The organism is Neisseria macacae ATCC 33926, assembly GCF_022749495.1.
GTDB classification, from domain to species: Bacteria; Pseudomonadota; Gammaproteobacteria; order Burkholderiales; family Neisseriaceae; genus Neisseria; species Neisseria macacae.
In genome coordinates this window covers 702,019-714,951 of record NZ_CP094241.1, presented here as the reverse complement: position 1 = coordinate 714,951, position 12,933 = coordinate 702,019, and the positions used below count along the sequence as shown (strand labels likewise).

Genomic DNA, 12,933 nt, shown 5'->3' with positions numbered 1-12,933 from the left:
CCCGACGGCAGAGGCCGTCTGAAAAATCGACTTAACACTTACCAGGAGTAAAACATGCAGACAAACACCTTCTTCAAAACCCTTTCCGCCGCCGCGCTCGCCTTGATACTGGCAGCCTGCGGCGGTCAAAAAGACAGCACATCCGCCGCATCCGCCGCATCACCTGCCGCCGACAATGGCGCAAAAAAAGAAATCGTCTTCGGTACGACCGTCGGCGACTTCGGCGACATGGTCAAAGACCAAATCAAACCTGCGCTGGAGAAAAAAGGTTATACCGTCAAACTGCTTGAATTCGCCGACTACGTCCGCCCCAACCTCGCTTTGGCAGAAGGCGAACTGGACATCAATATTTTCCAGCACAAGCCTTATCTGGACGACTTCAAAAAAGAACACAAATTAGACATCACCGAAGCCTTCCAAGTACCGACCGCGCCTTTGGGCCTGTATCCGGGCAAACTGAAATCGCTGGACGAAGTCAAAGACGGCAGCAGTGTTTCCGCGCCTAACGACCCGTCCAACTTCGCCCGCGCGCTGGTCATGTTGAACGAATTGGGCTGGGTTAAGTTGAAAGACGGTGTTAATCCGCTGACTGCTTCCAAAGCCGATATCGCCGAAAATCCGAAAAACATCAAAATCATAGAGCTTGAAGCCGCACAACTGCCGCGCAGCCGCGCCGACGTCGATTTCGCCATCGTTAACGGCAACTACGCCATGAGCAGCGGCATGAAGCTGACCGAAGCCCTGTTCCAAGAACCGAGCTTCGCCTACGTCAACTGGGCAGCCGTCAAAACCGCCGACAAAGACAGCCAATGGCTCAAAGACGTAACCGAAGCCTACAACTCCGACGAGTTCAAAGCCTACGCGCGCCAACGCTTCGCAGGTTACAAATACCCTGCCGCCTGGGGTGAAAACGCCGCAGCCGGCGCAAAAGCCGAAGCCGCTTCCACCGCTTCGGCAGCAAGTGCCACAGCAGCCTCCGCGGCAAGCACCGGTGCTTCCGCAGCGAAATAAGCACTAAGCCCTAAAGCAAAAAGGTCGTCTGAAACCCAAATCAGGTTTCAGACGACCTTTTTGCTGCATTTTGCCACATACGGCAGCCAAATCTTACAACTGTGATGACTCGTCTTTTATTTTTCCTCGTAAACGCAAGGTTTGTCTTACCGGATGCGAATAGATGTCTTTTTCTGCCGTCAGTTCCAACTCCAGTTCCGTCAGCTTTTGCAAATACTCGGAAGCTTTTACCGTCGGCTCTTTTGATAATTCTTCGAACTGCTTTTTCGCCTCATCAAACCGCCCCAACTTGCGCAACATTTCTCCGCGCACAAACTTCATAGTGGTCAGTTTTTCAATATGCTGGTTGCCATCTTTCAAATTTAAATCAGCATAATGCAGGACTTTTTCCAGATCTTGCCGCTGACTGCCCAGCCAACTGGCCTGCAAAAATATCCATGCCATTTGTTCCGTATTTTGGTTTTCGCCCGCCAGCTCCAGCATCACCCCTAACAACCTTTGCGCTGAGGCCTTTTCAGCCACCTGCTTGAGATAAGCCTCGCTCTGGATGACTTTTTCATACTTATCCAATTCTTGTTGCGTAAAGTCGTCCTTAAACATGACAAACTTATTGCTCGGACAAACCGGAATGGGGGCAGGCGCCATAACCATGCCTACCGGCTCCAAATCAGTCTTCATATCGATCGAAAAACCCGACATTACCATAACCGATGTGAATTTTTCGCCGCCTATCGGACAAGTATGCTCGACCGGACGCGTAGTCAGCGCATGGGCATGCGTACAAACAGCAAGTGACAAGACGAAGGCTGAAAGTTTGATTTTCATGAGGGATTCCTTAATATTTCCGTATTTAAAATGACATAAATCTTGTTCTACCCGCTGAAAGTTTAATCTTATAGTCAAATAGGATAATTTTAATCAAAAATGAATCATTTCCGCAAACAATAAAGGCTTGCGCCAAACTTTAAGCCTGACTGCAAGCCTCATACTTTTCACATACCAATTAAACGCTTCATACTTCTGCCGATTTGCCGGTCACTTTTTCAAATGCTTGAATCAGCCTTCCAATTACGGCATCTTCGCCAAATTCGTTCAAGCAATCCGCGCGTAATTTTTCCGCTGAAAACTTTCCTCGTTCTTCATACATCCGAATCAGCGCATCACTCAGGGCTTCTATATTTTCAGTCGGAATCAGATAACCATTGTTTTCATTGACGATCGACTGTGGCCCGCCGCACATCGTCGCAATGACCGGCAGGCCTTGTGACAGCGCTTCGATAAACACTACGCCGAACGTTTCCACACGGCTGGCGAGTACAAAAGCATTGCTATGGCGCATCAAGTCCAAGACCTCATCCGTCTTCAACGCGCCCAAAAAGGTGACGGCATGACCGATGTCCAATTCGTCGACCAAGCGGCGCAGATTTTCCGCCTCCGCGCCATTGCCGCCGATTTTGAGTTTGAGGAAGGGATACTTTTCCAAAGCCTTGGCAAAGGCGGGAAGCAATAAGTCATGCCCTTTCAGATGGCGCAAGTGGGAAACGGAGCAAAACGTGAAATCCTGATGGGACTTATCGAAAGGCTCGAACGGACGCGCAAAGTTATCGCCCAAAATATTCGGCAGATATTCCCAGTCCAAACCGTATTTCTCGCGCAGCAATGCACAAAAATCCTTGCTGACCGCAAAACGCGCCTGACAATGTCGGGCGGATTCTTTCATACTGGGCCATTGGTTCGGACGGACCAGGTTGCGGGCAATCGCGCTGCTGTGTTCGGTAATCACATAAGGAATACCGTATTTCTTAGAAATTTCATGCGCCAAAACGCCACCGAAATTCATCGTATGCGCATGGAGGACGTCCGGCTTGCCGTTTTCCACCACATACCGCTTGAACGCCTTCATCCCCGCCCTTACCCAACGGATACGGTCGATATCGACGACGGGGCAATGCGGGAAAAAATACATGCTGTCGTAAACATAAGTATTCAAACCGCCCTGCCGGTGATGCCGCATTCCATAAGGTCCGGTCAAAACACTTTTCCACTCCGTCCGCAACGAGCGGAACAAAGGTGCAATGACCCCTACTTTCAAGCCTTTGCGCTGCAAAGCTTGAGCTTGCAAACGGAAGAAAATCCCGTCCACATCCGTTTCGGATTTCGGATACCACGATGGAAGAACGACAACATGCATTTTTTACTCCTTACGCCAACCCTGCCAAAGACAATCTGCATCATTGCCCACAAAGTCAAAAAATATAAAAAAAAACAATAATTTAGTTATATTACAAACAACCGCAGGTTTTCAAGTGATTATAAATAACAGCATTACAACTCAAAGCATGAATTAAAACATATATATGACAAAGTACCCAAACCGCAAGTTAAAAAAACCTCTCCTTTTTCTCAACCGCCTGATTTAAATCAAAATAATATATGATATATAACAACACTTTTAAAACCACATCCATCAAACCATCTCATCACACGCATCACCTTTTCCCGTTTCAGACGACCCATAGGCTAAACAACGGCAAGACTATGTTGTTTAATCCCCCCTCGCCCGATAAAACATGTTCATCAGCACCACAAGCCGACTGGTACATCAACCGTCATTTCCTTGAAGCAAAACAATAAAAAGGTCGTCTGAAATCTCGTATTTGATTTTTCAGACGACCTCTCAGGCATAGCGAAAAGGCTATGCGTATGCCGAAACCTTTTCAGACGACCTCATCAAACAGCAAACATGATCTTTGCCATTTTAAGCTGTCGTTACAGTCAATCAGGCATCTACCGGCTTCCAGTCCGCGCCTTTTACCGGCGGCAGCCACGATTGCGTACCGCTGGCGGAAAATTCCCACAGGATGTCGGGGAAGCCGTAATGGTCGGCGCGCGTCGGGTCGAGTTGCGTTTCGATTTCGGCTTCGCGGCCTTCGCGGATTTGTGTGGCGATGTGCGGATTGATCATGACGGTTTTGCCCAATGCGATAAATTCCGCCCAGCCGGTTTCATAAGCGGCCAAAATTTGATCGGCAGTAAACAGGTTGCCCACGCCGATAAGGGGCAGCTTGCCGTTGATGCGGTCATGGATGAACTGCATACGGGTTTGCTCCGTATCGCCGCCGCGGCGGATTTTCTTATCAAATTCCCACAAGGAAACGTGCAGGTATTGCAGCGGCTTTTGCACCAGCGCGTCAATCAGTGCGCCGGTTTCGGTCATGGTCAGCCCGTCTTCGCCTGCCTCTTCGGGCGAGAAGCGGTAGCCGATGATGAAGTCGTTGCGTTGGTGTTTGTTGCGGACGGCGGCAACGGCATCGACGACGGCGAGCGGAAAGCGCATTCTGTTTGCCAAGCTGCCGCCCCATTGATCGCTGCGGCGGTTGCTTTGGGCGGAGTAAAACTGTTGGATTAAATAGCCGTTCGCGCCGTGAATTTCCACGCCGTCAAAGCCTGCGCGAATCGCCAAATCGGCAGCTTGGGCGAAGGAGGCGATGAGTTCTTCCACTTCTGCAGCACTCGCTTCACGCGCACCTTCTTCTTCGCTGGCGGACGCGCTGATTTTGTCGCGGCGGTTGAGTTCCGCCATCGCTTTAGAGCCGCCGTGATGGATTTGCAAAATCGCTTTCGCACCTTGTTTTTGAATGATTTGGGCGGTTTCTTTCAGGCTGTCGAGGCAGTGTTCGCCCGTAGCTTCAGGCTGTCCGCGAAAAGCTTTGCCGCCGTCTTGAACCAAAGTGGCGGCGGAGATAAAGAGCCCCATATCACCTGCGCGGTTGCCGAGGAACGTGCGCTCTTGGTCGCTGATTAAACCGTCGGCGTGCGAACCGAAATGGGTCATGGGCGCAACGGCGAGGCGGTTTTTGACGGTTACGCCGTTGTTCAGCGTGAAGGGTTGGAAAAGCGGGGCGTATTTGGAATTCATTTTGTTCTGTCGAAAATTAATAACATCGACAGAATTGGGACAAATAGGGAATTATCAAGAACGAGGTCGTCTGAAAACACGGTTTCGGAGAAATGGAATGTTTTCAGACGACCTTTCGGCGATACACCTAACAACGATTACCAGAGGTAGGTTACGCTGGCACCGCCGCCCGCACCGCCTTTCGCCGCGCCGACTGCCGAGCCTTTAACCAGCCATTTGCCGCTGGCGGATACTTTGGAAATACCTACGGCGTAGCCGCTTTTACCGCGCCAGATACCGCTTGCGACGGAAACCGCACCTTGTCCCGGCTGATATGCCTGTCCGAGGCTGCCGACTGCGATTGCAGCGGCGGAGCCTGAATCGGCGCGCTCTTCAAGTTTGTCCATACGGACTTTGGCTTCGTTGCGCAAAGCGGCGATTTGGGTCTGGTGATTGCTCTCGGCTGCGGCAAGGCTGCTTTGGGTTTGGCGGGCAAGGCTCTTCACTTGGGCAACGTTGACCGCATCCGTATCCTCCTTACCCGCAGCAACATTAGTAATCTGGCGGCTGTTTTGTTCGCTGCCGACAGATACCGCGCCCAAAGTCGATACCCATGCCTTACCCGTTTCCGTACTTGCCGCGCCGGTGGCAAAGTCATGGCCTGCAACGCCTGCCGCAGTATCGGCAACGCTGTCCGTACCGATTGCCACGGAGTTTTGCTGACGCGCTTCCGCTTTGTAGCCCAAAGCAGCAGATTTTTCCTCAAATGCGGCAGCACCTGCGCCCAAAGCCGTTCCGCCCGATTTCCGTACCCGTGCGCGCGTGCCTGCGGCAAGACCGTTGAGCGCAGTGGATGAAGATTCCACGCCCAATGCCACGCTGTTGGTTTCTTCGGCAACCGCGCGCGTACCGACTGCAACCGCCTGATAACCGTTTGCCTCGGCAGCAGATGCCAGCGCAACCGCCTGCGTACCGTTGACTTTTGCCCTATCCCCGACAGCAGTGGAACTGAGTGCATTGGCTTCGCTGCCGCGTCCAAACGCAACCGCATCAATATCGGCAGCCTTCGCGCTTTCGCCGACCGCGATAGAACGCAAACCCGTTGCCTGCGACATCAAACCGACCGCCACCGACTGCCCACCGGAAGCCTTCGATGCGCCGCCGACGGCAATATCGTTGGTTCCTTTTGCATTCGCCCTGAAACCGACGGCAACCGTCCGCAATGCTTCCGCCTTAGCCTCGCTGCCAAATGCCGACGCGCTCAAACCCGAAGCGTTTGAATCATAGCCGGCAGCAACAGACTTATAACCCGCCGCAGCCGATTTATCGCCCAACGCAGTCGCATTCTCCCCCGCCTTCGATTCTTTGCCCAATGCGACAGAACCGTTTTTGTGCATCGTCCCTGTCGCAATACCTTCCGCAACACAAACATTTGCAAAAACAAGGGACAACACCAAACACAGCGGTTTGACGGATAAGTTTAGTTTCATCTTTTCATTCTCCAAATTTGAATTTTTAACAATACTAACTAATCCCAAATAATTATATTTAATTATTTAGAATTAGTTATATTGTATAGTATTATTACAATATTATTAATTATATGTAATTAATATTTGATTTGAATCATCTGAAGAAAATGATAAGCAAGGTTTATATAGTGGATTAAATTTAAATCAGGACAAGGCGACGAAGCCGCAGACAGTACAGATAGTACGGAACCGATTCACTTGGTGCTTCAGCACCTTAGAGAATCGTTCTCTTTGAGCTAAGGCGAGGCAACGCCGTACTGGTTTAAAGTTAATCCACTATAGAACGTACGCAACCCATTCAGATCGATAGAACCCAATCATCCAAAAAGGTCGTCTGAAAACATGGTTTCGGAGAAACGGAATGTTTTCAGACGACCTTTTATAGTGGCAAAAAAAAGGCGATACCTTTCAGTACCGCCAAAGCTGCTTTGGTGATGAAACCGGTTATTTCGAGGCGCAGCGGAAGCCTAGGTTGTGCAAGACGTATTTGGATTGCAGGCTGGTGCGTATGCCGTAGCGCAGGAAGGCGGCGTAATTCGATGGGTCGCTGGAACCTACGGATGCGCCGCTGCAAAACATTTGCGTATCGGCATTGCCAGACGAGAGCAGGCTGCTGTTGAAGTCTTCCGTCCATTCCCAAATCAAGCCGTGCATATCGTAAATGCCCCAGTAGTTGGGTTTGCTTTTGCCGACATCGCGCAAGCCGTTTCTGCCGCCGTCTGCATACCAGTCAAGAATGGTACGGTTGTAGCCCGGTTCGGCAGAACCGTTTTTCTGTGTGGCGGAGGCAAGTCCGGCAAATTCCCATTGGTCTATGGTCGGCAGGCGTTTGCCTTGCGCAGTACAGTAGGCATTGGCGGCAAACCAAGATACGTTGGTTACCGGATGTTTCAGTTCGTTGGGTTTGGGCGCGTAGCTGTTGCTGCCGGTTTTAACCCAGTGTTTGAGGTAGGCAGGTTCGGCTTGTTTGGAGCTGACTTTGCCTTTTTGCCACTGCGGGTGTTTTTTGACAAACTCTGCAAATTCGGCATTGGTAACAGGATATTTGTCGATTTGGAAGGGTTTGACTTTAATGAGGCTTGTTTCTTTCTTCAGATAGAGCGGGCGGTAGCTGCCGCCTTCAACTTTTGCCATTTCGGCCGCCGCTGCACTGCCGCTTGCGACAAGGGTAAAGAAGGCGAGGAGTGGTATGAGTTTCATAACGGGCTTTCTCATCTGAATACGGAGTATTAGGCTCTGATTATATAGCGAAACCGGATAAAAATCCTTAAAAGCCGTCTGAATTATTGTGCTTTGGGCTTGTCGGTTCGTGCATATAGTGGATTAACTTTAAACCAATACGGCGTTGCCTCGCCTTAGCTCAAAGAGAACGATTCTCTAAGGTGCTGAAGCACCAAGTGAATCGGTTCCGTGCTATCTGTACTGTCTGCAGCTTCGTCGCCTTGTCCTGATTTAAATTTAATCCACTATACTTGAAACTGGTTTTTCAGACGACCTTCGATACTTGATAGGTCGTCTGAAAAACCAATCTTTCGATTGATTGTGGAAGAAAGCCACTGTTGTCCTTGCATCAGCCGGAACAGCAGTGGCTTTTTTCTGTCTCTACGCCGAGATGACTGGATTAGTAGCCGCCTTTACCTGCAGATGCTGCGGAAGCAGGCGCTGCTGCGGAAGATGCAGGGGCAGCCGGAGCTGAAGCGGCAGGGGCTGAAGCTGCACCGCTACCTGCATAGGCTTTGTCTTCCAGTTTTTTGGTCATGATTTCAGCGTTCTCTGCGCCCTCTACTTTCAATTGACCCAACGCGCCTTTGTTGAACGCACGGAAGATAGAGTGGTCAACCAAAGTATAGCTGCCCGGAATATCGGCTTTAAATTCGATAATCGCTGCACCCCCGGCAGGGATCAGGGTACTTTGTACGTTTTCGTTGATCAGTTTGCCGCCTTCTACGTAAACTTTATCGAAGATTTCACCGATAACGTGGAAGGAAGAAACGAGGTTCGGACCACCGTTACCAACGTACATACGGACGGTTTCGCCTGCTTTAGCTTTCAGAGCATTGTCGCCGGCGATAGCGCCTACGTGACCGTTAAATACAACGTATTCAGGTTGTTCGGCGATGGCTTTGTCCATATCGAACGGTTGCAGGCCTTGCGCACCTTTTTTACCTTTGGTGTAGAAGTCGCCTTGTACGATGTAGAACTCTTTGTCCACTTTAGGCAGACCTTCTTTAGGTTCAACCAAAATCAGACCGTACATACCGTTGGCGATGTGCATACCGACAGGGGCAACGGCACAGTGATAGATGTACAGACCGGGTTGCAGGGCTTTGAAGCTGAATGTAGAAGTACGGCCCGGAGCAGTGAAGCTGGCTTCTGCACCACCGCCTTGACCGGTAGCAGCGTGGAAGTCAACGTTGTGCGGTACGGTAGAAGACGGGTTGTTAGAGAATTCGACTTCTACGGTATCGCCTTCGCGTACGCGGATCATGCGGCCCGGAACGTCGCCGTTAAATGTCCAGTAGTGGTATTCCACGCCATCATCCATTTTCATGGTTTTTTCGACGGTTTCCATTTTCACGCGGACACGTGCAGGATGGTCGCGGTCGATGGCAGGCGGAACTTCAGGAGCGTGGGTAGTTACCGCGTCGATAACAGGCAGCTCGGCAGCGGGGGTTTCGGCAGCAGCTTGAGCACCGGAAGCAGGAGCCTCGGAAGCTGCAGGAGCGGAAGCGGAAGCGGTTTGCTCGGCAGGTTTTTGGGCAGCTTGCTCACCACAGGCGGCTAAAGCAAAAACTGAAGCAATGATTGCAGCTAAAGCTTGGCGTTTCATAGTTGTCATTTCCTTTAATAACTATTTTAAGAAGGTCAGGGTATATTTTTTCAACCTTTGTCATCCGCGGCATACCGCTTTCGGCTCTCTCAAACTGCCTTATTCTGGGTCGTCTGAAAGGCATCTCTTGTGAACTTTTGTAGGATTATGTAGGTGGTTTTACCGCTATATCTTGACCTAAATCAATTAATTCATCAAAGATGAACTTTTACTACCTATTTTACTACTTAATAACTAGATAAAACTACATCAAATCGTCTATTATTGTTCACATGTTTTATCCAATTCTTTACAAAAATGCCATCGTATTTTTGATAATAAGAATTATTATTGACTATATATCTGTTTTTTAAAGATTGTTGTTAAGAGAATATTTCTTTTGCCTGAAAAGAGTGCTACAATCTTTAACATTCATATAGTATGAATTTATAAGCAACCACTTTTTACCAAAATAAGGAGTTCTGAAATGGGACAGTACAAGAAGCTATGGTACTTGCTGTTTGCCGTCCTGGCAGTCTGCTTTACCATTCTTGGCTACATGGGCAGCGAGGTTTATAAAAAAGCCCCGCCTTACCCTGAGAAAGTCGTTTCGGCATCAGGCACGCAGCTGATGACTAAAGACGATATTTTGGCAGGTCAATCAGCCTGGCAAACCACCGGCGGTATGGAAGTCGGTTCCGTATTGGGACACGGCGCATACCAGGCTCCGGACTGGACAGCCGACTGGCTGCACCGCGAGCTTGTCGCATGGTTGGATTTGACTGCGCAAGAGACTTACGGCAAAAAATTCAACGAAGTTTCTCCTGAAGAACAAGCCGTACTGAAAACCCGCCTTGCCGACGAATACCGCAACCAAAGCCGTATTAAAGAAGACGGCAGCGTCGTTATCAGCGATACCCGTGTCAAAGCCATTGAGAGCATCCTGCCTTACTACCACGGCGTATACAGCGATGATCCCGCCCTTCAGACGACCCGCGAACACTTCGCAATGAAAAACAACACATTGCCAAGTAAAGAAGCGCGTGAAAAACTGTTCAACTTCTTCTTCTGGACTTCATGGTCTGCTTCGACCAACCGTCCTGACGAGAACTTCACTTACACCAACAACTGGCCGCACGAGCCTCTGATCAACAACGTACCGACTACTGAAAACTACATGTGGTCGTTTACCAGCGTTGTATTGCTCTTGATGGGTATCGGCCTGCTGATGTGGGGTTACTCCTTCCTGACCAAACACGAAGAAGTAGAAGTTCCGACTGAAGACCCGATTTCCAAAGTACAGCTGACTCCTTCCCAAAAAGCATTGGGCAAATACGTCTTCCTGACAGTCGCCCTGTTTGTGGTACAAGTGTTGCTGGGCGGTCTGACCGCACACTACACCGTCGAAGGTCAAGGTTTCTACGGCATTGACGAAGCACTCGGCTTCGAAATGTCCGACTGGTTCCCTTACGCATTGACCCGTACTTGGCACATCCAATCCGCCATCTTCTGGATTGCAACCGGCTTCCTGACAGCAGGTCTGTTCCTGGCTCCGATTGTTAACGGAGGCAAAGATCCCAAGTTCCAACGCGCCGGCGTGAACTTCCTGTACATCGCCCTGTTTATCGTAGTCGGCGGTTCTTACGCAGGTAACTTCTTCGCCCTGACCCACGTCATTCCGCCTAAATTCAACTTCTGGTTCGGACACCAAGGTTACGAATACCTCGATTTGGGCCGTTTCTGGCAACTCCTGCTGATGGTCGGCCTGCTGTTGTGGCTGTTCCTGATGTTGCGCTGCACCATCTCCGCCTTTAAAGAAAAAGGCGTGGACAAAAACCTGCTGGCAATCTTCGTTGCCTCCATGGTCGGTGTCGGCGTGTTCTACGCGCCCGGTCTGTTCTACGGCGAAAAATCCCCGATTGCCGTGATGGAATACTGGCGCTGGTGGGTGGTTCACCTGTGGGTAGAAGGCTTCTTCGAAGTATTCGCTACCGCAGCCTTCGCCTTCATCTTCTACAACATGGGCTTCGTCCGCCGCAGTACCGCAACCGCATCCACTCTGGCCGCCGCCGCCATCTTCATGTTGGGCGGTATCCCGGGCACGCTGCACCACCTGTACTTCTCCGGTTCTACCTCCGCCTCTATGGCAATCGGTGCCTGCTTCTCCGCATTGGAAGTCGTACCGCTGGTATTGCTGGGTCGTGAAGCTTACGAACACTGGTCTTACCAACACCTATCCGAATGGGCGAAACGCCTGCGTTGGCCGCTGATGTGCTTCGTAGCAGTTGCCTTCTGGAACATGATCGGTGCCGGCGTATTCGGCTTCCTGATTAACCCGCCGATTTCCCTGTTCTACATCCAAGGCCTGAACACTACCGCAGTTCACGCACACGCAGCCTTGTTCGGTGTGTACGGTTTCTTGGCACTGGGCTTCGTATTGCTGGTTGCCCGCTACCTGAAACCAAACGCAAAATTCGACGACAAACTCATGACTTGGGGCTTCTGGCTGCTCAACGGCGGCTTGGTCGGCATGATCGCCATCAGCCTGCTGCCTGTCGGCGCGATTCAAGCATACGCCTCCATCACTCATGGTCTGTGGTATGCCCGTAGCGAAGAATTCCTGCAAATGGAAATCCTCGACACCCTGCGCTGGGTACGCACAGCAGCCGACTTGATCTTCATCGGCGGTGCAGTCTGCGTAGCCATCCAAGCAACCAAAATCGTATTCAGCCGCGATAAATAAATCATAGCTTGAATACCCCGCAAAAGGTCGTCTGAACATTTTCAGACGACCTTTTTTGATGCCTGCCTACTTTCATTTCAGCAACAGCCCATCCCCGTTTAACCTCCATACGCACCAAATACCCTTCTTTACCCATCCATCCCTACCCTACTCCCCGCCCCTCATCCAACAAATTGAATCCCTCCCCATCCCGCGACAACCGCCTCCCCGTTTTCCCTATTTTTCAGACGACCCCAATGCCGTTTAGAAAACAAGGTCGTCTGAAACCGAAAACAAACAAAACACAGACAACAAAAAACCGCACATCGAAGCGCGGTCGGTTTTAAAACAGTTTTTGTCGGAACGGAAAGCGAAGGGCTTTTCAGACGACCTCTGAATATTTAGGGGTCGTCTGAAAATTTAATTAATAATCAGGATGGCGTGAACAACCTGAATATTTAATGACACATTTATCAGAATATTCACTACACGCAGCCAAGGCTTTTTGTTCTGCTTTCTCTAAATTATCATCACTTTTTACACCAGCCCCACCATTGCCAACAACGCCTCCAATGGCAACTGCACTACAAGAATTACGGACTTCCGTCATCCTACGACAACCTTTGCCATCGCTGGCAATAGGATTCTTCCCTCCTCCAGCTTTAATGCAATTTGCCAAAGCTTCTTTATTGGCGGAACGATAGCCTTCAGTATTATTTTCAGAATAACCTATTGCTGCATTTGCAGGATTTACGTAAATTGCTCCCCAACGGTTCGGCACTTTATACACCCGTCGAGAAGACGAACTGCCACCTCCCCAACCGCACGCGCTGCCATCGACAGTTTGGCAATAACCGTCAGTCGGATTCCCTCCCAAAGGGTTGCCCAAGGCAGTAAAACTATTCAATGCCATCAATATCAAAAATATCTTCTTCATCTTTATACCTCTTAATCTTTTCCA

10 protein-coding genes and 1 pseudogene are annotated in these 12,933 nt (G+C 50.1%); 4 read left to right on the top strand and 7 right to left on the bottom strand.

The window, feature by feature from the left end; all coding sequences use genetic code 11:
- Positions 1-54 precede the first annotated feature (54 nt).
- Positions 55-1,011 (top strand): MetQ/NlpA family ABC transporter substrate-binding protein, encoded by a 957-nt coding sequence (locus MON40_RS03355; RefSeq protein ID WP_003768759.1) that lies wholly within the window; start codon positions 55-57, stop codon positions 1,009-1,011.
- Between the two features lie 93 nt (positions 1,012-1,104).
- On the opposite strand, the gene MON40_RS03350 is transcribed toward MON40_RS03355, so the two are convergent.
- The 4 genes from MON40_RS03350 to MON40_RS03335 form a co-directional block, all read right to left on the bottom strand.
- Positions 1,105-1,836 (bottom strand): hypothetical protein, encoded by a 732-nt coding sequence (locus tag MON40_RS03350; RefSeq protein WP_003777087.1) that lies wholly within the window; start codon positions 1,834-1,836, stop codon positions 1,105-1,107.
- Between the two features lie 187 nt (positions 1,837-2,023).
- A complete protein-coding gene (locus tag MON40_RS03345; protein ID WP_003777086.1) occupies positions 2,024-3,202 on the bottom strand; it encodes a glycosyltransferase in 1,179 nt (392 codons plus the stop codon).
- A 588-nt stretch (positions 3,203-3,790) separates the two neighbouring features.
- Positions 3,791-4,930 (bottom strand): NADH-dependent flavin oxidoreductase, encoded by a 1,140-nt coding sequence (locus MON40_RS03340; protein WP_003777084.1) that lies wholly within the window; start codon positions 4,928-4,930, stop codon positions 3,791-3,793.
- A 137-nt stretch (positions 4,931-5,067) separates the two neighbouring features.
- The gene (locus tag MON40_RS03335) at positions 5,068-6,399 is read right to left on the bottom strand and encodes a YadA-like family protein (protein ID WP_003777081.1); all 1,332 of its coding nucleotides are present in this window, start codon (positions 6,397-6,399) and stop codon (positions 5,068-5,070) included.
- A 166-nt stretch (positions 6,400-6,565) separates the two neighbouring features.
- On the opposite strand from MON40_RS03335, the pseudogene MON40_RS03330 reads away from it, so the two are divergent.
- Positions 6,566-6,628, top strand: a pseudogene (locus tag MON40_RS03330) (transposase); the annotation flags it as partial.
- 257 nt (positions 6,629-6,885) lie between these two features.
- Here the strand turns inward: MON40_RS03330 and MON40_RS03325 are convergent.
- Entirely contained in the window at positions 6,886-7,641 is a 756-nt protein-coding gene (locus MON40_RS03325) for a formylglycine-generating enzyme family protein (RefSeq protein ID WP_003777075.1), read from the bottom strand.
- Positions 7,642-8,062: 421 nt separating this feature from the next.
- On the bottom strand, positions 8,063-9,271 hold the full coding sequence (gene nirK, locus MON40_RS03320; protein WP_039862803.1) for a copper-containing nitrite reductase: 1,209 nt from the start codon (positions 9,269-9,271) through the stop codon (positions 8,063-8,065).
- A 466-nt stretch (positions 9,272-9,737) separates the two neighbouring features.
- Here nirK and MON40_RS03315 point away from each other — a divergent pair, with 466 nt between their 5' ends.
- Together MON40_RS03315 and MON40_RS03310 are read left to right on the top strand one after the other, a co-directional pair.
- Entirely contained in the window at positions 9,738-11,993 is a 2,256-nt protein-coding gene (locus MON40_RS03315) for a nitric-oxide reductase large subunit (RefSeq protein WP_003777073.1), read from the top strand.
- A 58-nt stretch (positions 11,994-12,051) separates the two neighbouring features.
- A complete protein-coding gene (locus tag MON40_RS03310; RefSeq protein ID WP_003777072.1) occupies positions 12,052-12,240 on the top strand; it encodes a hypothetical protein in 189 nt (62 codons plus the stop codon).
- Between the two features lie 156 nt (positions 12,241-12,396).
- On the opposite strand, the gene MON40_RS03305 is transcribed toward MON40_RS03310, so the two are convergent.
- Positions 12,397-12,909 (bottom strand): DUF4189 domain-containing protein, encoded by a 513-nt coding sequence (locus MON40_RS03305; protein WP_039862801.1) that lies wholly within the window; start codon positions 12,907-12,909, stop codon positions 12,397-12,399.
- Positions 12,910-12,933: the final 24 nt, after the last annotated feature.